A 23,867-nucleotide genomic window follows, 5' to 3' on the forward strand; every position below is an offset into this window, starting at 1 on the left:
CCTTTCTCGCCGTTACGATGATTATTTCAGAGTTATGCACCAGGCTTAGTGGGGGCCGACCCCTATACATCTGGAGAATAACGATGATAAAACCGACGTTTTTACGCCGGGTAGCCATTGCTGCTCTGCTCTCAGGAAGTTGTTTTAGCGTTGCTGCCGCGCCGGCTGCGCCACCGCCGGTATCTTACGGAGTCGAGGAAGATGTGTTCCATCCCGTACGCGCTAAGCAAGGGATGGTGGCCTCCGTGGATGCTTTAGCTACCCAGGTTGGGGTGGACATTCTTAAACAGGGCGGGAATGCCGTTGATGCCGCCGTGGCCGTTGGCTATGCGTTGGCGGTGACGCATCCCCAGGCGGGCAATCTGGGCGGCGGTGGTTTTATGCTGCTGCGTACCAAAGACGGTAACACCACAGCGATCGATTTTCGTGAAATGGCGCCTGCTGGCGCGACCCGTGACATGTTCCTTGATGAGCAGGGCAACGCCGATGCGAAAAAGTCGCTGACGTCGCATCTGGCATCCGGTACGCCGGGTACCGTGGCGGGTTTCTCGCTGGCGCTGGAGAAATACGGCACGATGCCGCTAAACAAAGTGGTGCGCCCGGCGATGAAGCTAGCGGAAGAGGGCTTTGTGGTTAATGACGCGCTGGCCGACGATCTGAAAACCTATGGCAGCGAAGTGCTCCCTAATCACGAGAATAGCAAAGCCATTTTCTGGAAGGACGGCGAGCCGCTGAAAAAGGGCGACAAGCTGGTGCAAAAGAATCTGGCGAAAAGCCTGGAAATGATTGCCGAGAATGGCCCGGATGCGTTTTATAAAGGGGCGATTGCCGACCAGATTGCCGGGGAAATGCAGAAGAACGGCGGGCTGATGACCAAAGAGGATTTAGCCAGCTATAAAGCCGTGGAGCGCACGCCGATCAGCGGTGACTATCGCGGGTATCAGGTCTTCTCCATGCCGCCGCCGTCCTCTGGCGGTATTCACATCGTGCAGATCCTCAATATTCTCGAAAACTTCGATATGAAGAAGTACGGGTTTGGCAGCGCCGATGCTATGCAGGTTATGGCTGAAGCGGAGAAATATGCTTACGCCGACCGTTCAGAATATCTGGGCGACCCGGATTTTGTGAAAGTGCCGTGGCAAGCGCTGACCAACAAAGCTTATGCTAAAACGCTTGCCGATCAGATAGATATCAACAAGGCTAAGCCTTCCAGCCAGATCAAACCTGGCAAGCTCGCCCCGTATGAAAGCAACCAGACTACGCACTTCTCGGTAGTGGATAAAGACGGCAATGCCGTGGCGGTAACGTATACCCTGAATACCACCTTCGGGACCGGCATCGTGGCGGGTAACACCGGTATTCTGCTGAATAACGAAATGGATGATTTCTCCGCTAAGCCAGGCGTGCCGAACGTTTATGGACTGGTGGGCGGTGATGCTAACGCGGTTGGGCCGAAGAAGCGTCCGCTGTCATCGATGTCGCCGACTATCGTGGTAAAAGACGGGAAAACCTGGCTGGTTACCGGCAGCCCAGGTGGAAGCCGAATCATCACTACCGTGCTGCAAATGGTAGTGAACAGCATTGATTTCGGAATGAACGTCGCCGAAGCGACCAACGCGCCGCGTTTCCATCATCAGTGGTTGCCGGATGAACTGCGTATCGAGAAGGGCTTTAGCCCGGATACAATCAAGCTGCTGGAGCAAAAAGGACAGAAAGTAGCGTTGAAAGAGGCGATGGGCAGCACGCAGAGCATTATGGTTGGACCGGATGGCGCACTGTATGGCGCGTCCGACCCGCGTTCCGTGGATGATTTAACGGCGGGGTACTGATTTTTGATTAATAGCCCGGTGTCAGGCACCGGGCGTTTTGTTGGCTATGCCGTGAGTAACCGCGCTGGATTATCAATACAGAGCTTGCGAAGAGTATCGTTGTCTACTCCACGGACAGCCAGATAGGCGAGGAAAACATTCGGGACAAACCCCCAACCGTTCCCCCCATTTTTTGCCCACATCTGTTTGAGAAAAACATCATGGCTTAAAACTATCTGATCGGCGTAACCCAGTTCAATCAGATGAGCTACCGCATCTGCGGTCTCCTGAACGCCTGGGGCGATACCTTCTTTAGGGAAAGTGATGTCCAGGCCAATCATGTCAAATTCAAGCCATACGCCACGGTCGAGCATTTTACGTTGATAGGTAACATCTTTTCCTGACGGGTCCGAGTGTGCCAGCGAAACTTTTGCCGGAGAGACGTTCATCTCTTCAAGGACAATATCCAGCACCTCATCACCCAGTCGCAGCCACCCTGGCATATGGATATTCATCGCCGTATGGGGATTATTACGTTGTGCCAGAGACGCTGCCCGCAGACTGTTACGCTCCGCTTGGGTAAATGCGGGTGACACGCCAATTTCACCGATCATACCGGCGCGAATATCTGTCTCGCCAATCCCTTGATTCAGTTCCTTATCAATCAGTGCGGCTAATGAATCGACAGGTTTATGGATCCTGGTGCTTTCAAACTTCTCCAGATAAGGTCCTGATGAAGCAACGATATTCAAACCGGTTTTTATTGCCACTTCCCGTAACGATGAGGCGTCCCGACCGATAGACTCAGAACCCGTCGCGTCGACAATCGTCCTGCCTCCTAGTGACATAAAATTATTGATTTCAAAGATGACATCATCAATCTCTTTTCTGTCCATGTTATCGGCGCAGCAGTATGGGTCGTGTTTCAGTCCCCACTGTAGGTCAGCACTGACTTTTTTTCCTACCAGTTGCTGTGAAAAAGCATAATGTGGTTCATCAACAACGGATGACAGATCGTTAAACAGATGCTCATGCGGGAGCGTTAGCCCCATATCAGTGTGCGCCACTGGGCCTGTCACGGTTTGCAGGAAACCTTTCATCCTGACACCTCCATTTTTTGCGCCATTTTGGATGCTCTGTATTCAGGAATGGTGGTAACAATTGCGCCCACTAACGCGAACAACGTGCCGATGATGGTGACCAGATAGACCGTATTGCCTAAGGATGGGATCAATTCATCAATCAATACCGACCCAAGCAACTGGCCTGCGGTAGATGCTACACCCAGCATTAGCAGACCTAAGCCTCTGACCAGAATCGCCATCAGCCCGATGGACAGCAGACCCAGCGGGCCACCGAGATACATCCACCACGTATCGGGTAACTGGACGGTGACATGGCCTAATGCGACACGTATTGCCAGTGCAGCGCCCAGCACACAAAAGCCGACAATGAAGTTCCAGGTAATGGAAACCAGCATAGAACCCGTGGCCTCGGCAACTTTGGCATTTCCAGCAGGCTGCCAGCCAGCGAGTAATCCTGCCAAAAATGGAAGGATAGCGAGCAGGATAAAGGAGGTTGAATGCCATTGTGGCGACACGACAAAAATCGTGGCAATAACCGCGAATAATGCGCCAGCAACGCGCCATGGCGTAAAATATTTCTTCTCATCGACACCGACGCCAAATCGGTCGCACAGCAGGCCGGAAAGGAGTAGGGCGGAAATTAATGCAGTTTGAAAGGTGGCCACGCCCAACGCGCTGGCAGATGCGCCTTCAGAAAATACGACCATCGCACCGCATAATCCTGCAAACCAATTCCATAGCGGGATTTTTCTCTTTTTAATCAGCGTAGGGATCGAGGCGAATTGCTGGCGTGTTTCTTTGCGCGCAACAATAATAAAAAACATGACGACCAGACCGCTGGCAAACGAGATTACTGCGCAAGCATTACCGTCTTGTAACCAGTGTCCTAACTGCCCATTAACGGCAGACTGCATCGGGGAGAGCATACCGGCTAAGATGGTGGCAAGCATCAGTAAGGGGGTTGAGTACTTATTCTTGTTCATACATCAATCCTTATATTTTATTAAAGGAGTAACTTTCGTTACTCCATTGTTTTTTATTTTCTGGCGATGAATTGAAGCGTGTTGACCCACAGGTCGGTATAAAATGGCCATGACATAAACTGCTGGGTTCCCCAGTGTGGGGAGCAATCACTCATAAAGCAGGCGGTTTTACCCTGTTGGTATTCACCGAACACTAACAATGGGTCATTATTTATTGTTAAAACGACATCGGCATCTTCTCTGGCGACAACCTGGTTATATCCAAGAAATACCGGGTAGTCTGAGAATCCGTTAACGACAGGATGTTCCGGGGAGATAGCCTCAGCGTAGATCCCCTCTGGTTTTTCTACCCGGTCATCGCCATCAAGCATAATAACTGGCAGAACCTCAGCAAGAACGGTATTCTTATAATTGGCTTTTGCCTCAATACCCATAAATGACAGATAGCCGCCAATCATGAGCAGACCACCACCATTTCTGACATACTCTTTAATTGATTCCAGAGCATTTGGCTTTATTTTTAGCTGATAGAACGTCTCGTTTTGCAACAGGAACGTATTGCTGCCGATATCGCTAATGACAATGACATCATAACGATTTAGTTCATCAATGCTTTCTGGAAATGCAATTTGCACGGTGTGAGCCGGCATATAATCAATTTCTACACCACCTTTCTTTAAGCATTCAAGCAACCATGTAGCACCTTCTTCATATTTACTGGAGGTAAAACTGTCATAGCCTTTTGAATGAATCATGTGAATATGCCAGGATTCTCCAATAAAGAGCACCTTTAGTTTTTTCTGCGTATTGTTCATAGTCTGCTCCTTGATTTAGTGAGTAGAGATAGTTTGTTTGTAATGTGAGCCCTGAATGCGATGAAGAACGGATTCATTTTCTGGCATGTCAGAGGCATTCGGTGTTTCAACAGCAAGCGAGGCGAATGCGCTGGCGTAACACAATGCAGATGCCAGTGATTTTCCTTTAGCAAGGCCAGACGCGAGTGCGCCATTGAAGGCATCGCCAGCGCCAGCCGTATTTTTTACAACAGCCGGAAATGCCGGAGAATAGATGAATTGCGCTCCGTCATAAGCGAGAGAACCTTTGCTACCCAATGTGATAATGGTATTTTTGACGCCTTTCTGATGAATAATCTTTGCTGCACATTTGGCTGATTCAATATCGTTGACGGACATGTTTGCCAGCAGACCAGCTTCGGTTTCATTTGGCGTGATATAATCGATGTCATCAATGATGGTGTTAACCATTTCATTATATGGCGCTGGATTAATAATGACCGGGATATCATTTTTCTGCGCGAGGCGAATGGTTTGTTGAAGTGCCTCGTAATTTGTCTCCAGTTGTACGAGAACAATATCTGAATGAACGATGGCTTCTTTTTGTATGGTTATTTCATCAGGTGAAATTGTCATGTTAGCACCTGGATAGATAGCGATGACGTTATCCCCGGTATCTCCATTCACCATAATAGTCGCTGTACCTGTTTGTGTTTCTTTGGTCTGATAGATAACGCTGTTATGGATCTTTGATGAGTTTATAAAATTAATGGCGTAATCACTGAAATGGTCTGATCCTACTTTAGTAATAAAATGCACATCAGAATCGGCATAGCTTGCCGCTAATGCCTGATTGCATCCTTTACCTCCGGGCGAAAAAATAAATTTATCGGCAAGTAATGATTCACCTGTCGAGGGTAGCCTCGGTAGGTAACTGATAATATCAACATTGAACGAGCCAATAACACATACATTATTCTTCATGGCAGAGAGACCTTTTTTTATTTTCTGCGCTGATTCATATTTTTCCAGCACATAAGCAATTTCGTTTTTTGCAACGTTATCAAGAGAGTCAAGGGTAATAAATGCACCACCATGACAGCGAGTGAGATATCCCTGCCCGGCAAGTTCATTGAGATCTGAGCGAATAGTTTCCTTTGTTACCTTGAGACTTTTCGCCAGATTTGAAACTTTTACAACTCCCGAAATACTGATTTCTTTCAATATTCTATGATGGCGTTCAAATTTCATTTTTTACCTCACCGTGGTTAAGTTAGTCCCAGGGGAAGTATATTGTTGTGATTGTCACCATAAAGTGATGGCAGAAACCAAAAAAAAACAAAAATGTAATATTAATATTATTAAAGTTACGAAAAATAGCGATGAAGATAGAAAGCTGGATAACCATATAATTCAGGTGGTTTTTAAGCCGGAACATGGCGGTGGGGGAAGGCGATAGGCTGTAATCAACAACTCTATGCCAGGACTGGATGGCGCTTCCGTTCTTGAATTTTTCGGTGGGATATAAAATAGATTGGCCTACAGCGTTCTGAACGATGTAGGCCTGACCGGTAGGTTATGGCGCATATCGCTGCAGTGATTCGGACCAGCGGAATATTTGGCTGCTTTTATCCTGTAGGTTAACGCGCTCTAAGTCATAAAACCCGTGCGTCTTTGCCGAGCGCATTTTGAGAATGTACTTACTTTCGCTGATGTCGTGCTGCCTTGTGCCGTCTTTATTCCAGTCTCCGGCAATGTCTGAATAGTAATAAACAAGGTCAGAAAACACGTTGATTATTTTGCTGTCTTTGATGGTGTAGAGTTCCAGCACTTCATAAAATGCGCCACCGCCGGAGTAGGCATCGGAGTATCCACCCCGTACCCCGAATGCCAGGGTATCGGGTGCTATCCGGTACGGTGCCAGATCCAGCTTTGTATAATAAGCCAGCGGTCTGACGGACTCATCATCGCTCTCTTTTTCAGCGGCTTTATTCCACTCTGAGAGCTGGTTTAACGGTTTTTCCGAGCGTGCAATCGGCGTTAGCTGTGGATTCTGCCAGGAAAAAACGCCGAGATATAATTTATTAGCACGCCCGTTGCTGTAGTTTTCCGGGCAGGTGTTATCCGCGTATTTTTTTGCTTGCTCGGCGTCAGCCTTATTATCGGCGAAACAGGCAATGCCAATATATTTACCGTCTTTTCCCCAAGATTTAGCACCAGTCAGGATCAGGTTGCCAGGATCTTCATTCGGTGCAACCCAGGCAATCCACTGCTTTTCAGATAAGCCCTGAGGAAGCTCACCAAATCCTTTTGCAGGGGTTGCTCCCGCCATTTGTTCAGAGAAAATCTGTTTACCTTCAGTATGTTGGATAGCACTGGGTATGGAATCGAGATTTTGTACAGTAGTGGCAAAAGCAGGGGAGAGCGAGGCCAGCAAAACCAGGGGAAGAAACTTTTTCACTATTGCGTCCTTTCAATAATCAGGGCGATATGACTCGCCCTTAAATTTATTTCACGCGCGCCATAAAGTAGGCATCAACGTACTCACCGTTGCGCAGGCCGTATTTCTTACCGGTGCCTTCGATTTCAAAGCCGTACTTCTTATAGACTGCTACCGCAGGCTCATTATCAACAAATACCGTCAGCTCAATGCGCTCGACGCGCAGCCAGTTGTCGCACATGTCGATCATCGTACGAATCAGCGCACTGGCAACGCCACGATTGTGCCACCTGGCATCCACGCAGATACCAAAATCGGCCACGTGGCTGCGGCGCGGACGCTGCGCGACCTCAATACAGAGATGCCCCACGACGATATCGTCAATGCAGGCAACCAGCTGTTTGACACCGGCTTGCTCGGTTAGCCGCGCTTGCCACATTTCGAGGGAAGGATGAGGAACCTGTAGCGTGTTGTGGTACACCTCCGGCTGGGCGTGGATCTGACGAATTGCGTCGTAATCTTTCGGTTCAGCGTGGCGTATCACTATCTCACTCATTCCTTATCTCCTGCAGGGTTAATTGTGCATTTACACTCGCTGAGAAAGAAAAATCCGTCAACTGCATTTTTTTGCAAAAAGAAGTAGACAAGTGCGAATGAGAATGATTATTATTGCTCTGCGTTCAGGGGAACCCCTACGGAGAACCTGAAAGCACGACATTGCTCACATTGCTTCCAGTATTACTTTAGCCAGCTTTTGCTGGCTTTTTTTTTGGCTGGGTTTCGGGCTAGTTTGCTTGCCAGCTTAATCCCGGGCTGTGCTCGCAATCCTCACGTACTCTGTGTACGCTCCGGTTGCTGCGCGCAGGCCGTGAATAATCTGCCTACGCCACTTACGCCCGATCTTTTGGCTGTATAATGCGGTAGGCCGGATAAGGTAACGCCGCATCCGGCACGATGACAGGATGGATTCAGTCTCCAGCCGCTTTGCGCTATGGTGTAGACAATCACCTTCAAAAGGATCGTCTCATGACCTTACACTGCGCATTTATTGGTTTTGGTAAAAGCACCACCCGCTACCATTTGCCGTACGTCCTCAACCGCAAAAATAGCTGGCACGTCGCGCACATTTTCCGCCGCAACGCCAGGCCGGAAGAGCAGGCACCGCAGTATTCACATATTCACTTCACCAGCGACCTCGATGAGATCTTAAACGATCCGCAGGTGAAACTGGTGATCGTCTGTACTCATGCTGACAGCCATTTTGAATACGCTAAACGCGCGCTGGAAGCGGGTAAAAATGTGCTGGTTGAGAAACCCTTCACGCCGACGCTTGCGCAAGCAAAAGAGCTGTTCGAACTGGCGCGAAGCAAAGGACTGACCGTTACGCCGTATCAGAATCGCCGTTTTGACTCCTGCTTCCTCACCGCGAAAAAAGCCATTGAGAGCGGCAAGCTCGGCAAGATTGTTGAGGTTGAAAGCCATTTCGATTACTACCGTCCTGAAGCAGAAACCAAGCCGGGACTGCCGCAGGACGGCGCGTTTTATGGTCTGGGCGTACACACTATGGATCAGATTATTTCGCTGTTCGGTCGCCCTGATCATGTGGCCTACGACATCCGCAGCCTGCGCAACAAAGCGAACCCGGACGATACCTTTGAAGCGCAATTGTTTTACGGCGACCTGAAAGCCATTGTTAAAACCAGTCATCTGGTGAAAATCGACTATCCGAAGTTTATTGTCCATGGCACCAAAGGCTCGTTTGTGAAGTACGGCATCGACCAGCAGGAAACCAGCCTGAAGGCCAATATCATGCCCGGTGAACCAGGTTTCGCCGCTGACGATTCTGTTGGGGTGCTGGAGTACGTCAACGATGACGGCATCACGGTAAAAGAAGAGGTAAAGCCGGAAGTGGGGGATTACGGTCGTGTCTATGACGCGGTGTACCAGACGTTGACGGCCGGTACGCCTAATTACGTCAAGGAATCTGAAGTTCTTACCAATCTGGAGATCCTCGAACGCGCCTTTGAACAGGCAACGCCTGCCACGATAACCCTCGCCAAATAGCCTGCACAGACTCCTCTGGGCTTGTTCATATTTTTTGAACAGAGGAGTCAATTTTCACCCTCTATGATCCCAGACGGATTGAGTCCACACTTACTCCATCGAAAACATCTGGGGGTGAACACAATGATCTACTTACGCAAAGCTAACGACCGTGGCCACGCTAATCATGGCTGGCTTGATTCATGGCATACCTTCTCTTTTGCCAACTACTATGACCCGAACTTTATGGGTTTCTCGGCACTGCGTGTGATTAACGATGACGTGATCGACGCAGGTCAGGGATTTGGTACTCACCCCCATAAAGACATGGAAATCCTGACCTACGTGCTGGAAGGTGCGGTAGAGCATCAGGACAGCATGGGCAACAAAGAGCAGGTTCCGGCCGGTGAGTTTCAGATTATGAGCGCCGGGACGGGGATCCGTCACTCGGAGTACAACCCGAGCAATACTGAGAAGCTGCATCTGTATCAGATCTGGATCATGCCGCAGGAGAACGGTATTACACCGCGCTATGAACAGCGTCGTTTCGATGCCGCTCAGGGTAAACAACTGGTGCTGTCGCCGGATGCCCGTGATGGTTCACTGAAAGTGTACCAGGATATGGAGCTGTACCGTTGGGCACTGGTCAAAGATGAGCAGTCGGTGCATCAGATTGCCGCTGAACGCCGCGTTTGGATCCAGGTGGTAAAAGGCAACGTGACGATTAACGGCACCAAAGCCACCACCAGCGATGGTCTGGCAATCTGGGATGAACAGGCAATTTCTATTCATGCCGACAGCGACAGTGAAGTGTTACTGTTTGACCTGCCGCCAGTATAAAAATACACGTCATCCTTCAAGCCGCATCTGTGTTGGCTTTCCTCGCTCACCCCGGTCGCGTACTTAATGTACGCTCCCGGGGATTCACTGCGTCGCCGCCTTGATGCAACTCGAATGATTTTGTGTATTTATCACAATAAAAACTCCTTTTTTTCTCTGCAAAGGTTCACGCACGTCCGTGGTAAACTGGGAGAATCTATCCCTTTTTAACACTTCAGGACGATGAAAAAGAAAAGACCCGTACTTCAGGATGTAGCCGACCGCGTGGGCGTGACCAAAATGACGGTCAGTCGCTTTTTGCGTAACCCGGAGCAGGTCTCCGTGGCGCTGCGGGGCAAAATTGCCGCTGCACTTGATGAGCTGGGTTATATTCCCAATCGCGCTCCTGATATCCTTTCTAACGCCACCAGCCGCGCTATCGGCGTGCTGTTACCGTCTCTCACTAACCAGGTTTTTGCTGAAGTGCTACGCGGCATTGAGGCCGTCACCGACGCCCATGGTTATCAAACTATGCTCGCGCACTACGGCTATAAGCCTGAGATGGAACAAGAGCGCCTGGAATCGATGCTGTCGTGGAATATTGATGGCCTGATCCTCACCGAACGTAGCCATACGCCCCGTACGCTGAAAATGATTGAAGTTGCCGGTATCCCGGTGGTTGAGCTGATGGACAGCCAGTCTCCGTGTCTGGATATCGCCGTCGGTTTCGACAACTTCGAAGCCGCGCGTCAGATGACTGCCGCTATTATCGCCCGCGGGCACCGTCATGTAGCCTATCTTGGCGCTCGTCTTGATGAACGTACTATCATCAAACAGAGAGGCTACGAGCAGGCAATGCGCGATGCCAACCTGGTGCCGTACAGCGTGATGGTGGAACAGTCTTCTTCCTACTCCTCCGGTATTGAACTCATCCGTCAGGCGCGGCGTGAATACCCGCAGCTCGACGGCGTTTTCTGTACCAACGATGACCTGGCGGTAGGGGCGGCCTTCGAATGCCAGCGTTTAGGGCTGAAAATCCCGGATGACATGGCGATTGCCGGATTCCACGGTCACGACATCGGGCAGGTGATGGAGCCGCGTCTGGCGAGTGTACTCACGCCGCGTGAACGGATGGGCAGCATTGGCGCAGAACGCCTGCTGGCGCGCATTCGTGGTGAAGCAGTCACGCCTAAAATGTTAGATTTAGGTTTCACCTTGTCACCGGGCGGATCTATTTAAGCCAACAAGTTTGAAGTAGCTCACACTTATACACTTCGAGCACGAATGGATATTGCTTCTCTATTTATCCGGCTGGACAATGTTACCGATAACAGTTACCCGTAACAATTTCCTGATTCTTGTACCAGTGGGGGCAACGCTTTGAGCACGACTAATCATGATCACCACGTTTACGTTCTGATGGGCGTATCGGGCAGCGGTAAATCTGCTGTCGCCAGCGAAGTGGCGCATCAACTGCAGGCCGCGTTTCTTGATGGCGATTTTCTCCATCCGCGCAGCAACATCATGAAAATGGCTTCCGGTGAGCCACTCAACGATGACGACCGTAAACCGTGGCTACAGGCGCTGAATGATGCCGCCTTTGCGATGCAGCGTACCAACAAGGTTTCGCTGATCGTCTGTTCTGCCTTGAAAAAAGTCTACCGCGACCAGTTGCGCGACGGTAACCCGAACCTCTCTTTCATTTATCTGAAAGGGGATTTTGACGTTATTGAAAGCCGTCTGAAGGCGCGTAAAGGCCACTTCTTCAAAACGCAGATGCTGGTTACCCAGTTTGAAGCGCTGGAAGAACCGGGTGCGAATGAAAACGATGTACTGGTAGTCGATATCGATCAACCACTGGACGGTGTGGTCGCCAGCACCATTGAGGTTATTAACCAAGGCAGTAAGTAGTGAGCACATTAACGCTTGTTTTAACAGCAGTAGGGTCCGTTTTATTACTGCTGTTTTTAGTGATGAAGGCGCGTATGCACGCCTTCGTTGCTTTGATGGTGGTATCCATTGGTGCAGGTCTCTTTTCCGGTATGCCGCTCGATAAAATCGCGGCGACCATGGAAAAAGGGATGGGAGGCACGCTCGGTTTCCTGGCGATTGTGGTGGCGCTGGGGGCGATGTTCGGCAAGATTTTGCATGAGACCGGCGCGGTCGATCAGATTGCCGTCAAAATGCTGAAATCCTTCGGTCATAGCCGCGCACATTACGCGATTGGCCTGGCCGGTCTGATTTGCGCGCTGCCGCTGTTCTTTGAGGTGGCGATTGTGCTGCTGATTAGCGTAGCGTTCTCAATGGCGCGCCATACCGGTACTAACCTGGTTAAATTGGTCATTCCGCTGTTTGCGGGCGTGGCGGCTGCCGCAGCGTTCCTGCTGCCGGGGCCTGCGCCGATGCTGCTGGCCTCTCAGATGCACGCCGACTTTGGCTGGATGATCCTGATTGGCCTGTGCGCCGCGATCCCGGGCATGATTATCGCCGGGCCGCTGTGGGGTAATTTCATCAGCCGTTACGTTGAGCTGCACGTACCGGAAGACATTACCGAGCCGCATCTGGGCGAAGGAAAAATGCCCTCCTTTGGCTTCAGCTTATCGCTGATCCTGCTGCCGCTGGTGCTGGTTGGTCTGAAAACCATCGCCGCACGCTTTGTTCCGGTCGGTTCTTCAACCTACGAATGGTTCGAGTTTATCGGTCATCCGTTTACCGCGATTCTGGTTGCCTGTCTGGTGGCGATTTACGGTCTGGCGGTGCGCCAGGGCATGCCAAAAGACCGCGTGATGGAAATCTGCGGCCATGCACTGCAGCCAGCGGGGATTATTCTGCTGGTGATTGGTGCTGGCGGCGTGTTCAAACAGGTACTGGTAGATTCCGGCGTTGGTCCTGCACTGGGCGAAGCGTTAACCGGTATGGGCTTGCCGATCGCTATCACCTGCTTCGTGCTGGCGGCGGCGGTGCGTATCATTCAGGGGTCCGCGACAGTGGCATGCTTAACGGCGGTCGGTCTGGTGATGCCGGTGATTGAGCAACTGAACTACTCCGGTGCCCAGATGGCGGCGCTGTCTATCTGTATCGCGGGCGGCTCTATCGTGGTCAGCCACGTTAACGACGCTGGTTTTTGGTTGTTCGGTAAATTTACCGGCGCGACTGAAGCGCAAACGCTGAAGACCTGGACGATGATGGAAACCATCCTCGGTACGGTCGGCGCGATTGTCGGTATGATTGCTTTCCAGCTGTTGAGCTGATGGCATTGCCCGGTGGCGCTAGCGTTTACCGGGCCTGGAAACGAGCACATATCGACACCGTAGGCCGGGTAAGGCGAAGCCGCCACCCGGCTTTTTTACAGTACCATCACCCCATCCTCGGTTTTCAACCATCGCGGCGCTTTTAGCGTATCGGCGAAATAGCCCACTAAATCCTGCAGTAAATCACCCGCCACGCGTTCCATCTCGTCAGACAGCGTTTTACTCATCAGTAAATGCGTCAAAAGCTGGCAGTAACGCCCCATCTGATCTGGTTCGGGTTCAAAGAGGGGAGAGCGGGTTGGTAAGGTTTCTGCCGTCAGGCTAGCCTTTAGATGCTGCGGTACAGGTTCCGTTAAGGTTGGTTGCAGTAGTGCCAGACAGGCCGACAGGCGCGCACAAATCGCCAGTTTTTCAACAGGGTCATGACATTCAACAAGCCCTTCGACAAAACGCTCACAGTTATCCGCCAGTTCGGTGAAGTCCGTGGCATGGCTAAAGGGAAGGGTAAATAAAGAGTATGAAAAGAGAGGGGTAGTAGCCATAGGGCAGCCTCCGATGAGTGATTTCATCCACCACTGGAGAGGCTAATCTCACTGGTGGTGGAACCGAACAGGGTTAGCCTTACCGGCCTCATCGGATACCGGCGCGTCTTGCGACGCCCCCGCCCGGTCCACCATTGGAGTGTACCTAAGCGTGCGACACAAAAATACTTGCGTCACCGATGAAGAAGTTCAGAAGGCTAATTCTGGCACCTGATTTTGCAGGTGCAGCGAGAAGATAATGCTTATCCGTGATGCTGACAAGAGGGCATTCCGGAAGGCGCTTCGCAGAAATGAAAATACGTTTTCTCAGCGGTTTAAAAGCATAAGGAATACCTGGTATTACAGTGCAATGCCGTTCAGTTAAGCATGTAGGGTGAACATGTGATTATTGCTCAGGGTTCCGTTCACCTCAGTGGTGTCATTTCTCTGAAGCGCTGATGCCCGTGAACGTGCAAGGGAGGCTCACCGCCGCCTCCCTTGCAACCCAGGCTCCCGGCGGGAAAATCGTCGCTGCGCGAGTTATTCGTCTTATTCCGTCTGCCTGTCGGGTCGGGGCCGAGCCTGCATCCATGCAGGCCGTCCCCTCTGCCCGCATCCCTGCGGGCAGACCCGGTCAGCCGTCAACACCTCATCGATTTTCAGCCGGACCAGGGTGTCGCTTCAGCGCTCTGGCTTTCAGCTATATCCGTTTTGCTGTTCACAGGTATTCAAGTAAAAGCTCAGGTGGTCAGGTGTGAGCTGGTCCGGCTGAAAATTGCCGACACGTTTCCGTAAGGCCGGGAGAACCCGCAGGGATGCGGGTTCAGGGCGCGTTTTGCATGGACGCTGCCTCGCGCCCGGCCCGGTAGCCTGGAGGAATAAGTGGAGGGAACCACGAAGTGGCAATTTTCCTGCCGGGAGCCGGGATTGCTAAGGGGGCTGCGTAGCCCCCTTAGCACGTTCACTGGTGACGAGATCTCAGAGAAGCAATGAGCATAACGTGAACGGAATCGTTCTCTGAAATGCCATGCTCTCCAGCTTCAAAACGGTTACCCCTTCATCCACATCCGCACGCCGTCGAGGAACATCTGGGTTGCCATCATCACCAGAATTAGCCCCATCAGGCGCTCCAGCGCGTTAACCCCTTTCTCTCCCAGCAGACGTAAAAACAGCGAAGACTGCAGCAAAATCACGAATGTACCGCCCCAGGCGATCAGCAGCGCAATCACCAGATGCCCCATCTGGTTTGGATACTGATGCGACAACAGCATTAATGAGGCCAGGATTGTCGGCCCGGCTACCAGCGGAATCGCCAGCGGTACGATAAATGGCTCTTCACCAGCCGGAAGCCCGGTGCTATTCCCGGTGGCGCTGGGGAAAATCATCTTAATGGCGATCAGGAACAAAATGATGCCCCCGGAGATCGATACGGTTTCTGCACGCAGGTTAAGAAATGCCAGAATTTTCTCGCCCGCAAACAGGAATATCAGCATCACCAACAGCGCAATAAACAGCTCGCGAATCATAATCGCGCGGCGACGTTTTGGTTCGGTATGTTTCAATACGGACATGAAAATGGGCAGATTTCCGAGCGGATCCATAATCAGGATCAATAAAACTGCCGCTGAAATGATTTCATTCATAACTCAAATTCCCTGATAATTACCGCGGACTTTCTGCTTGCTTGCGCAGCGGGATAAGTCGCATTACTGATGGCTTCGCTATCATTGATTAATTTCACTTGCGACTTTGGCTGCTTTTTGTATGGTGAAGGATAGGCCAGTAGGATACTGGTTAGCATACACAGCACACATCTCTGCAGGAAAAAACGCTATGAAAAATGTTGGTTTTATCGGCTGGCGCGGTATGGTCGGCTCTGTTCTCATGCAACGCATGGTTGAGGAGCGTGACTTCGACGCCATTCGCCCTGTTTTCTTTTCTACTTCCCAGCTCGGGCAGGCGGCACCGACGTTCGGTGGCACCGCGACCGGCACACTTCAGGACGCTTTTGATCTGGATGCGCTGAAGGCGCTCGATATCATTGTGACCTGTCAGGGCGGCGATTATACCAACGAAATCTATCCAAAGCTTCGTGAAAGCGGTTGGCAGGGTTACTGGATTGACGCAGCCTCTTCGCTGCGTATGAAAGACGATGCCATCATTATTCTCGATCCGGTTAACCAGGATGTCATCACCGACGGCCTGAACAAAGGCATTAAGACCTTTGTTGGCGGCAACTGTACCGTTAGCCTGATGCTGATGTCCCTCGGTGGCCTGTTTGCCAATGACCTGGTTGACTGGGTTTCCGTGGCGACCTATCAGGCGGCTTCCGGCGGCGGCGCGCGCCATATGCGTGAACTGCTGTCTCAGATGGGTCATCTGTATGGCCATGTGGCCGAGGAACTGGCGACCCCTTCCTCTGCTATTCTCGACATCGAACGTAAAGTGACGACCCTGTCCCGCAGCGGCGAACTGCCGGTTGATAACTTTGGCGTACCGCTGGCCGGTAGCCTGATTCCGTGGATCGACAAACAGCTCGATAACGGTCAGAGCCGTGAAGAGTGGAAGGGACAGGCGGAAACCAACAAAATTCTCAACACGTCTTCCGTGATCCCGGTTGATGGCCTGTGCGTGCGCGTCGGTGCGCTGCGCTGCCACAGCCAGGCGTTCACCATTAAACTGAAAAAAGATGTGTCTATTCCGACCGTGGAAGAACTGCTGGCGGCGCACAATCCGTGGGCCAAAGTTGTACCAAACGATCGGGATATCACCATGCGTGAGTTAACCCCGGCGGCCGTTACCGGCACGCTGACCACGCCAGTAGGCCGTCTGCGTAAGCTGAACATGGGACCGGAGTTCCTGTCAGCCTTTACCGTGGGCGACCAGTTGCTGTGGGGTGCTGCGGAGCCATTGCGCCGTATGCTGCGCCAATTGGCGTAATAGTTTGTTAACGATCAAGGGGTGAGGAATCACCCCTTTTTTTGCGTAATACAGGAGTAAGCGCAGATGTTTCATTTTTTACCAGGAGTAAGATAAAGCATTGGCTATTCTTTAAGGGTGACTTAGTACCGGAGGTATTAAGTTGTTGCCTGAAGGTGGGACGACGCAGAGAGGATGCACAATTGTGCTGCGCCGTTCAGGTCAAAAAAAGTGTCACTACCTGATGTCGAAAATCAGTTGGAAGGGGTGACGCCATAAAACAGGATGACAACCATGTCCGTTCGTATCGATAGAGACGTGATTAATGCGCTAATTGCAGGCCATTTTGCGGATCCTTTTTCCGTACTCGGTATGCACCAAACTGATGCTGGACTTGAAGTCCGCGCCCTATTACCTGACGCCACCGAAGTGTGGGTGATCGAACCCAAAACCGGACGCAAAGTCGGCAAGCTGGATTGCCTCGACTCTCGCGGTTTTTTCTGTGCTGTACTTCCCCGCCGTAAAAATTTCTTTCGCTACCAGTTGGCCGTTGTCTGGCATGGACAACAGAATCTGATTGATGACCCTTATCGTTTTGGCCCGCTGATCCAGGATATGGATGCCTGGCTGTTATCTGAAGGTACGCACCTGCGACCTTACGAAACGCTGGGTGCGCATGCGGATACCATGGATGGCGTAACCGGTACGCGCTTCTCAGTCTGGGCACCTAACGCTCAACGCGTGTCAGTGGTTGGGCAGTTCAACTACTGGGATGGTCGTCGCCACCCGATGCGCCTGCGTAAAGAAAGCGGTATTTGGGAGCTGTTTATCCCCGGTGCGCAGCATGGTCAACTGTATAAATACGAGATGATCGATGCCAACGGTAAGCTGCGAATCAAAGCGGACCCTTACGCCTTCGAAGCGCAAATGCGTCCGGAAACCGCGTCGCTTATCTGTGGTCTGCCGGAAAAAGTAGTGCAAAGCGAGGCGCGCAAAAAAGCCAACCAGTTTGATGCACCGATCTCTATCTATGAAGTTCACCTGGGGTCATGGCGTCGTCATACCGATAACAACTTCTGGCTGAGCTACCGCGAGCTGGCGGATCAGTTGGTGCCGTACGCCAAATGGATGGGCTTTACCCACCTCGAACTGTTGCCGATTAACGAGCATCCGTTCGACGGTAGCTGGGGCTACCAGCCTACCGGCATGTATGCGCCGACCCGTCGCTTCGGGACGCGCGATGATTTCCGTTATTTCGTGAATGCCGCGCATCAGGCGGGGCTGAACGTTATTCTCGACTGGGTGCCGGGTCATTTCCCGTCGGACGACTTTGGTTTGGCAGAGTTTGATGGCACCAACCTGTATGAACACAGCGACCCGCGCGAAGGATATCACCAGGACTGGAACACGCTGATCTACAACTATGGTCGCCGTGAAGTCAGCAACTACCTGGTGGGCAACGCCCTGTACTGGATTGAACGCTTTGGTATTGACGCGCTGCGCGTGGATGCCGTGGCGTCGATGATTTATCGCGACTACAGCCGCAAAGAAGGGGAATGGATCCCAAACGAATTTGGTGGTCGTGAAAACCTCGAAGCCATTGAATTTTTGCGCAATACCAACCGCATTCTTGGCGAGCAGGTGCCTGGTGCGGTGAGTATGGCGGAAGAGTCCACCGACTTTGCCGGCGTTTCAAGACCACAGGATATGGGCGGTTTAGGGTTCTGGTATAAGTGGAACCTCGGCTGGATGCACGACACGCTGGACTACATGAAGCTGGACCCGATTCATCGTCAGTACCATCACGACAAGCTGACCTTCGGCATGCTGTACAACTACACCGAAAACTTTGTCCTGCCGCTGTCGCATGATGAAGTGGTACACGGTAAAAAATCCATTCTCGATCGCATGCCGGGAGACGCATGGCAGAAGTTTGCCAACCTGCGCGCCTACTACGGCTGGATGTGGGCCTTCCCGGGTAAAAAACTGCTGTTTATGGGCAACGAGTTTGCGCAGGGACGTGAATGGAACCATGACGCCAGCCTCGACTGGCACCTGCTGGAAGGTGGCGATAACTGGCACCACGGCGTACAGCGTCTGGTGCGCGATCTGAACCACACCTACCGTCATCACAAAGCGCTGCACGAGCTCGACTTTGACGCCTATGGTTTTGAATGGCTGGTGGTGGATGACAACGAACGTTCGGTGCTGGCTTTCGTGCGTCGTGACAAGGTCGGCAATGAAATCATTGTGGTCAGTAACTTTACGCCTGTGCCCCGCCACGGCTATCGCTTCGGTATCAATCAGCCAGGTAAATGGCGTGAGATCCTCAATACCGACTCGATGCATTACCACGGTAGCAATACCGGCAACGGCGGTGCGGTGCACAGCGATGAAATCGCCAGCCATGGTCGTCAGCACTCACTGAGCCTCACGTTACCGCCGTTGGCAACGATCTGGCTGGTCAGGGAGGGGTAATGACGCAACTGGCAACCGGCAACGCCACCCCCCATGGTGCAACGTATGACGGCCATGGTGTCAATTTCACACTCTTCTCGGCCCACGCTGAACGCGTTGAATTATGCGTATTCGATGAGCAAGGGTGCGAACTTCGCTATGACCTGCCGGGGCGTAGCGGTGATGTCTGGCACGGCTATCTGGCCAACGCCCGGCCCGGTCTGCGCTATGGCTATCGTGTTCATGGCCCATGGCAACCGCAGCAGGGCCACCGGTTTAATCCGGCCAAGCTGCTGCTTGACCCTTGCGCCCGTCGGGTGGATGGCGAGTTAAAAGATAACCCGCTGCTGCACGGTGGGCTAAATGAACCGGATCATCATGATAATGCCACCATCGCGCTGAAGGGCGTGGTGGTGTCCGATCATTATGACTGGGAGGATGATACCCCGCCGCGCACGCCGTGGGGCAATACCGTGATTTACGAAGCGCATGTCAAAGGGTTGACGTATTTGCATCCAGACCTGCCGGAAGATATTCGCGGAACCTACAAAGCGCTGGGCCATCCAGTGATGATCGATTACTTCAAGCGCCTCGGCATTACCGCGCTGGAGCTGCTGCCGGTGGCGCATTTTGCCAGCGAACCACGGCTTCAGCGGCTGGGGCTGTCGAACTATTGGGGCTACAACCCGGTAGCGATGTTTGCGTTGCATCCGGCCTATGCCTGTTCGCCGGAGAGTGCGCTTGATGAGTTTCGCGACGCGGTAAAAGCGCTGCACAAAGCGGGGATTGAGGTCATTCTCGATATCGTTTTGAACCACAGCGCTGAGCTGGATCTCGAAGGCCCCGTCTTCTCGCTGCGCGGAATTGATAACCGTAGCTATTATTGGATCAGGGACGATGGTGATTACTACAACTGGACCGGTTGTGGGAACACCCTCAATCTGAGCCATCCAGGCGTTGTGGAATACGCATGTGAATGCCTGCGCTACTGGGTTGAAACCTGCCATGTGGATGGTTTTCGTTTTGATTTGGCTTCCGTCATGGGGCGTACACCTGCGTTTCGTCAGGATGCGCCACTGTTTACCGCGATCCAAAACTGTCCGCTGCTCTCACGCGTTAAGCTGATTGCGGAACCGTGGGATATTGGTGAAGGCGGGTATCAGGTGGGGAATTTTCCCCCGCCGTTTGCCGAGTGGAATGACCATTTCCGCGATGCGACCCGACGCTTCTGGCTCCAGCGTAATCTCTCGTTGGGTGAGTTTGCCGGGCGTTTTGCCGCATCAAGCGACGTGTTTAAACGCGATGGTCGCAAACCCAGCGCGACGGTCAATCTGGTGACTGCGCACGACGGTTTTACGCTACGCGACTGTGTGTGCTTCACAAATAAGCACAATGAAGCGAATGGTGAGGAAAATCGCGACGGCACTAGCAATAACTACAGCGACAATCATGGTAAAGAAGGATTAGGCGGCACGCTGGACCTGATTGAGCGGCGGCGCGACAGCATTCATGCGCTGTTATCCACGCTGTTGCTCTCCCAGGGGACGCCGATGTTGCTGGCGGGCGATGAGCATGGTCATAGCCAGCACGGCAACAATAACGCTTACTGCCAGGATAACGCTCTAACCTGGCTGGACTGGCAGCAGGCAAACAGCGGGCTAACCACATTTACCGCTGCCCTGATCCATCTTCGTCAGCAAATTCCTGCATTAACGGACGATCGCTGGTGGGAAGAGGGCGATGGCAATGTTCGTTGGCTGAATAAGTACGCACAACCCTTAAGTGCGGATGAGTGGCAAAACGGCCCGAGGCAGATGCAAATCCTGCTATCAGACCGTTTTCTGATTGCAATAAATGCCACGCTTGAGGTGACAGATATCGTTTTACCTGAAGGGGAATGGTGCGCCGTTCCCCCATTTGCCGGAGAGGATAATCCGGTGCTTACGGCTGTCTGGCAGGGACCTGCGCACGGACTGTGTGTGTTCCAGAGAAGATAAAAAAGGAGTTAGTCATGGTGAGTTTAGAGAAGAACGATCGTGTAATGTTGGCGCGCCAGCTGCCATTAAAATCTGTTGCCCTGATCCTGGCCGGTGGCCGCGGTACCCGCTTAAAAGATTTAACCAACAAACGTGCCAAACCTGCTGTGCACTTTGGCGGTAAGTTCCGCATTATCGATTTTGCCTTATCCAACTGTATTAACTCCGGGATCCGCCGTATTGGCGTGATCACCCAGTACCAGTCCCACACGCTGGTGCAGCATATTCAGCGCGGCTGGTCGTTCTTTAGCGAAGAGATGAACGAGTTTGTCGATCTGCTGCCTGCCCAGCAGAGAATGCAGGGTGAAAACTGGTATCGCGGTACGGCGGATGCGGTGACCCAAAACCTGGACATCATTCGACGCTATAAAGCGGAATATGTGGTGATCCTCGCGGGCGATCATATCTACAAGCAGGACTACTCACGCATGCTGATCGACCACGTCGAGAAAGGCGCGCGTTGCACCGTGGCCTGTATGCCAGTGCCTATTGAAGAGGCCAGCGCGTTTGGCGTAATGGACGTGGACGACAGCGACAAAATTATCGAGTTTGTTGAAAAACCCGCTAACCCGCCAGCCATGCCAGGCGACCCGACCAAATCTCTTGCCAGTATGGGGATCTACGTTTTCAACGCCGATTATCTGTATGAATTGCTGGCGGAAGATGACCTCGATGAAAACTCCAGTCACGATTTCGGTAAAGACATTATCCCGAAAATCACCGAAGCTGGCATGGCGTATGCACATCCATTCCCGTTGTCCTGCGTGCAGTCTGACCCGGAATCCGAGCCGTACTGGCGTGATGTGGGTACGCTGGAAGCCTACTGGAAGGCGAACCTCGATCTGGCTTCGGTGACGCCTGAACTGGACATGTACGACCAGGACTGGCCAATCCGTACGCACATGGAATCGCTGCCACCAGCGAAATTTGTTCAGGACCGTTCCGGCAGCCACGGAATGACGCTGAACTCGCTGGTTTCTGGCGGATGCATAATTTCAGGTTCGGTGGTGGTGCAGTCCGTTCTGTTCCCGCGAGTGCGGGTGAATTCATTCTGTAACATTGATTCGGCAGTGTTGTTACCTGAAGTGTGGGTGGGACGTTCGTGTCGCTTACGTCGTTGCATTATCGACCGTGCCTGCGTTATTCCCGAAGGCATGGTGATTGGTGAAAACGCGGAAGAAGATGCGCGTCGTTTCTACCGTTCAGAGGAAGGTATTGTGCTGGTCACGCGTGAAATGCTACGCAAACTGCAGATCAAACAGGAGCGATAATGCAGGTTTTACACGTTTGTTCAGAGATGTTCCCCCTGTTAAAAACCGGGGGACTGGCGGATGTTATTGGGGCGTTACCCGCAGCGCAAATAGCGGACGGCGTGGATGCCCGCGTGCTGCTCCCGGCGTTTCCTGATATCCGTCGCGGCATTCCCGATGCGCAGGTTGTAACGCGTCGGGATACCTTCGCCGGACGTATCACGCTGCTGTTCGGGCATTTCAACGGCGTGGGTATTTACCTGATTGACGCGCCGCATCTCTATGACCGCCCCGGTAGCCCGTATCACGACACTAACCTGTTTGCGTATACCGATAACGTGCAGCGTTTTGCATTGCTGGGCTGGGTTGGCTGTGAAATGGCCTGTGGCCTTGACCCATTCTGGCGCCCGGATGTGGTGCATGCGCACGACTGGCATGCGGGTCTGGCTCCGGCGTATCTGGCGGCGCGCGGCCATCCGGCGAAATCGGTGTTCACCGTCCACAACCTGGCGTATCAAGGCATGTTTTATGCAAAGCATATGGATGACATCCAATTGCCATGGTCGTTCTTTAATGTGCACGGACTGGAGTTTAACGGGCAGATTTCGTTTTTGAAGGCAGGATTGTACTACGCCGACCACATTACGGCGGTCAGTCCGACCTACGCGCGGGAAATTACCGAGCCGCAGTTTGCCTACGGCATGGAAGGTCTGTTGCAGCAGCGTCATCGTGAAGGCCGTCTTTCCGGCGTGCTGAACGGCGTTGATGAAAAAATCTGGAGCCCGGAAACCGATCTCCTGCTGGCATCGCGATATACGCGCGACACACTGGAGGAGAAGGCAGAAAACAAACGCCAGCTTCAGATAGCGATGGGACTTAAGGTCAACGATAAAGTACCGTTGTTTGCCGTGGTGAGCCGTCTGACCAGTCAAAAAGGGCTGGATCTGGTGCTGGAAGCGCTGCCGGGGTTGTTAGAGCAGGGTGGACAACTGGCATTGCTAGGCGCGGGCGATCCGGTATTACAGGAAGGATTCCTCGCCGCAGCGGCGGAACATCCAGGACAGGTGGGTGTGCAGATCGGCTATCACGAAGCCTTCTCGCACCGCATCATGGGTGGGGCCGATGTGATATTGGTCCCCAGCCGTTTTGAGCCGTGTGGCTTAACGCAGTTGTATGGACTGAAGTACGGCACGCTGCCGCTGGTGCGGCGCACCGGTGGGCTGGCTGATACAGTCTCTGACAGTTCGCTGGAAAACCTGGCGGACGGTATCGCCAGTGGGTTTGTATTTGAAGATAGTAATGCCTGGTCGCTGTTACGCGCGATCCGGCGTGCTTTCGTATTGTGGTCCCGGCCTTCGCTTTGGCGGTTTGTACAACGTCAGGCCATGACCATGGATTTTAGCTGGCAAGTCGCGGCGAAGTCATACCGTGAGCTTTACTATCGCTTGAAATAGATATCCA

At 52.4% G+C, this 23,867-nt stretch carries 19 protein-coding genes and 1 pseudogene; 11 read left to right on the forward strand and 9 right to left on the reverse strand.

Annotated features, from left to right (window positions below):
- Window positions 1-83: 83 nt before the first annotated feature.
- Complete coding sequence (ggt, locus tag JQN59_RS01285; protein ID WP_003827593.1) at window positions 84-1,829, forward strand: gamma-glutamyltransferase; 1,746 nt, start codon at window positions 84-86, stop codon at window positions 1,827-1,829.
- Window positions 1,830-1,873: 44 nt separating this feature from the next.
- Here the strand turns inward: ggt and JQN59_RS01290 are convergent, their stop codons facing one another.
- From JQN59_RS01290 to yhhY, 6 genes are all read right to left on the reverse strand, one after another.
- Entirely contained in the window at window positions 1,874-2,908 is a 1,035-nt protein-coding gene (locus JQN59_RS01290) for a phosphotriesterase family protein (protein WP_149607344.1), read from the reverse strand.
- The gene (locus tag JQN59_RS01295) at window positions 2,905-3,876 is read right to left on the reverse strand and encodes a DMT family transporter (protein WP_111464607.1); all 972 of its coding nucleotides are present in this window, start codon (window positions 3,874-3,876) and stop codon (window positions 2,905-2,907) included. The genes JQN59_RS01290 and JQN59_RS01295 overlap by 4 nt, the downstream gene beginning before the upstream one ends.
- Before the next feature lie 53 nt (window positions 3,877-3,929).
- Complete coding sequence (locus tag JQN59_RS01300) at window positions 3,930-4,691, reverse strand: glutamine amidotransferase (RefSeq protein WP_149607343.1); 762 nt, start codon at window positions 4,689-4,691, stop codon at window positions 3,930-3,932.
- Window positions 4,692-4,706: 15 nt separating this feature from the next.
- Window positions 4,707-5,921 (reverse strand): PfkB family carbohydrate kinase, encoded by a 1,215-nt coding sequence (locus JQN59_RS01305; protein ID WP_149607342.1) that lies wholly within the window; start codon window positions 5,919-5,921, stop codon window positions 4,707-4,709.
- A 325-nt stretch (window positions 5,922-6,246) separates the two neighbouring features.
- The gene (locus tag JQN59_RS01310) at window positions 6,247-7,131 is read right to left on the reverse strand and encodes a hypothetical protein (RefSeq protein WP_149607341.1); all 885 of its coding nucleotides are present in this window, start codon (window positions 7,129-7,131) and stop codon (window positions 6,247-6,249) included.
- Between the two features lie 46 nt (window positions 7,132-7,177).
- Complete coding sequence (gene yhhY / locus JQN59_RS01315) at window positions 7,178-7,666, reverse strand: N-acetyltransferase (protein ID WP_019078130.1); 489 nt, start codon at window positions 7,664-7,666, stop codon at window positions 7,178-7,180.
- 470 nt (window positions 7,667-8,136) lie between these two features.
- On the opposite strand from yhhY, the gene JQN59_RS01320 reads away from it, so the two are divergent.
- The 5 genes from JQN59_RS01320 to gntU all read left to right on the forward strand — a co-directional run bounded on the left by JQN59_RS01320 (window position 8,137) and on the right by gntU (window position 13,223).
- Window positions 8,137-9,174 (forward strand): oxidoreductase, encoded by a 1,038-nt coding sequence (locus tag JQN59_RS01320; RefSeq protein ID WP_057067165.1) that lies wholly within the window; start codon window positions 8,137-8,139, stop codon window positions 9,172-9,174.
- A gap of 123 nt (window positions 9,175-9,297) precedes the next feature.
- Complete coding sequence (yhhW, locus tag JQN59_RS01325; RefSeq protein WP_003023472.1) at window positions 9,298-9,993, forward strand: quercetin 2,3-dioxygenase; 696 nt, start codon at window positions 9,298-9,300, stop codon at window positions 9,991-9,993.
- Between the two features lie 222 nt (window positions 9,994-10,215).
- Complete coding sequence (gntR, locus tag JQN59_RS01330; RefSeq protein ID WP_008786351.1) at window positions 10,216-11,211, forward strand: gluconate operon transcriptional repressor GntR; 996 nt, start codon at window positions 10,216-10,218, stop codon at window positions 11,209-11,211.
- A 141-nt stretch (window positions 11,212-11,352) separates the two neighbouring features.
- Window positions 11,353-11,883 (forward strand): gluconokinase, encoded by a 531-nt coding sequence (gene gntK, locus JQN59_RS01335; protein WP_003023475.1) that lies wholly within the window; start codon window positions 11,353-11,355, stop codon window positions 11,881-11,883.
- Window positions 11,883-13,223 carry a gluconate transporter gene (gene gntU, locus JQN59_RS01340; RefSeq protein WP_003827609.1) on the forward strand — a complete coding sequence of 447 codons (1,341 nt, stop codon included), beginning with the start codon at window positions 11,883-11,885 and terminating at the stop codon, window positions 13,221-13,223. The genes gntK and gntU overlap by 1 nt, the downstream gene beginning before the upstream one ends.
- On the opposite strand, the pseudogene JQN59_RS01345 reads toward gntU, so the two are convergent.
- From JQN59_RS01345 to yhgN, 3 genes and pseudogenes are all read right to left on the reverse strand, one after another.
- Window positions 13,146-13,325, reverse strand: a pseudogene (locus JQN59_RS01345) (MarC family protein); the annotation flags it as partial. The gene gntU and the pseudogene JQN59_RS01345 overlap by 78 nt on opposite strands.
- Window positions 13,319-13,765 carry a hypothetical protein gene (locus JQN59_RS01350; protein WP_149607340.1) on the reverse strand — a complete coding sequence of 149 codons (447 nt, stop codon included), beginning with the start codon at window positions 13,763-13,765 and terminating at the stop codon, window positions 13,319-13,321. The pseudogene JQN59_RS01345 and the gene JQN59_RS01350, both read right to left, overlap by 7 nt.
- Window positions 13,766-14,793: 1,028 nt before the next feature.
- Complete coding sequence (gene yhgN / locus JQN59_RS01360; RefSeq protein ID WP_003023480.1) at window positions 14,794-15,387, reverse strand: NAAT family transporter YhgN; 594 nt, start codon at window positions 15,385-15,387, stop codon at window positions 14,794-14,796.
- Between the two features lie 190 nt (window positions 15,388-15,577).
- Between yhgN and asd the strand changes: the two genes are divergently transcribed.
- From asd to glgA, 5 genes are all read left to right on the forward strand, one after another.
- Window positions 15,578-16,684: an aspartate-semialdehyde dehydrogenase gene (gene asd / locus JQN59_RS01365; protein WP_003827614.1), complete on the forward strand. Its 1,107-nt coding sequence runs from the start codon at window positions 15,578-15,580 to the stop codon at window positions 16,682-16,684.
- A 273-nt stretch (window positions 16,685-16,957) separates the two neighbouring features.
- Window positions 16,958-19,141: a 1,4-alpha-glucan branching enzyme gene (glgB, locus tag JQN59_RS01370; RefSeq protein WP_032945237.1), complete on the forward strand. Its 2,184-nt coding sequence runs from the start codon at window positions 16,958-16,960 to the stop codon at window positions 19,139-19,141.
- Entirely contained in the window at window positions 19,141-21,117 is a 1,977-nt protein-coding gene (gene glgX, locus JQN59_RS01375; RefSeq protein ID WP_149607339.1) for a glycogen debranching protein GlgX, read from the forward strand. Before glgB ends, glgX begins: the two co-directional genes overlap by 1 nt.
- 14 nt (window positions 21,118-21,131) lie before the next feature.
- The gene (glgC, locus tag JQN59_RS01380; RefSeq protein WP_006687433.1) at window positions 21,132-22,427 is read left to right on the forward strand and encodes a glucose-1-phosphate adenylyltransferase; all 1,296 of its coding nucleotides are present in this window, start codon (window positions 21,132-21,134) and stop codon (window positions 22,425-22,427) included.
- Entirely contained in the window at window positions 22,427-23,860 is a 1,434-nt protein-coding gene (gene glgA, locus JQN59_RS01385; RefSeq protein ID WP_003827622.1) for a glycogen synthase GlgA, read from the forward strand. The genes glgC and glgA overlap by 1 nt, the downstream gene beginning before the upstream one ends.
- Window positions 23,861-23,867 lie beyond the last annotated feature (7 nt).

This window comes from Citrobacter sp. B72 (genome assembly GCF_016894305.1).
Lineage (GTDB): Bacteria > Pseudomonadota > Gammaproteobacteria > Enterobacterales > Enterobacteriaceae > Citrobacter > Citrobacter portucalensis.

Bases quoted from the DNA above. Each gene is read 5' to 3' on its own strand.
- yhhW (WP_003023472.1), top strand. From the start codon at position 9,298: ATGATCTACTTACGCAAAGCTAACGACCGTGGCCACGCTAATCATGGC.
- JQN59_RS01305 (WP_149607342.1), bottom strand. From the start codon at position 5,921: ATGAAATTTGAACGCCATCATAGAATATTGAAAGAAATCAGTATTTCG.
- yhhY (WP_019078130.1), bottom strand. From the start codon at position 7,666: ATGAGTGAGATAGTGATACGCCACGCTGAACCGAAAGATTACGACGCA.
- glgB (WP_032945237.1), top strand. From the start codon at position 16,958: ATGTCCGTTCGTATCGATAGAGACGTGATTAATGCGCTAATTGCAGGC.
- glgA (WP_003827622.1), top strand. From the start codon at position 22,427: ATGCAGGTTTTACACGTTTGTTCAGAGATGTTCCCCCTGTTAAAAACC.
- glgX (WP_149607339.1), top strand. From the start codon at position 19,141: ATGACGCAACTGGCAACCGGCAACGCCACCCCCCATGGTGCAACGTAT.
- JQN59_RS01290 (WP_149607344.1), bottom strand. From the start codon at position 2,908: ATGAAAGGTTTCCTGCAAACCGTGACAGGCCCAGTGGCGCACACTGAT.
- JQN59_RS01350 (WP_149607340.1), bottom strand. From the start codon at position 13,765: ATGGCTACTACCCCTCTCTTTTCATACTCTTTATTTACCCTTCCCTTT.
- JQN59_RS01295 (WP_111464607.1), bottom strand. From the start codon at position 3,876: ATGAACAAGAATAAGTACTCAACCCCCTTACTGATGCTTGCCACCATC.
- yhgN (WP_003023480.1), bottom strand. From the start codon at position 15,387: ATGAATGAAATCATTTCAGCGGCAGTTTTATTGATCCTGATTATGGAT.
- JQN59_RS01300 (WP_149607343.1), bottom strand. From the start codon at position 4,691: ATGAACAATACGCAGAAAAAACTAAAGGTGCTCTTTATTGGAGAATCC.
- glgC (WP_006687433.1), top strand. From the start codon at position 21,132: ATGGTGAGTTTAGAGAAGAACGATCGTGTAATGTTGGCGCGCCAGCTG.
- ggt (WP_003827593.1), top strand. From the start codon at position 84: ATGATAAAACCGACGTTTTTACGCCGGGTAGCCATTGCTGCTCTGCTC.
- gntR (WP_008786351.1), top strand. From the start codon at position 10,216: ATGAAAAAGAAAAGACCCGTACTTCAGGATGTAGCCGACCGCGTGGGC.
- asd (WP_003827614.1), top strand. From the start codon at position 15,578: ATGAAAAATGTTGGTTTTATCGGCTGGCGCGGTATGGTCGGCTCTGTT.
- JQN59_RS01320 (WP_057067165.1), top strand. From the start codon at position 8,137: ATGACCTTACACTGCGCATTTATTGGTTTTGGTAAAAGCACCACCCGC.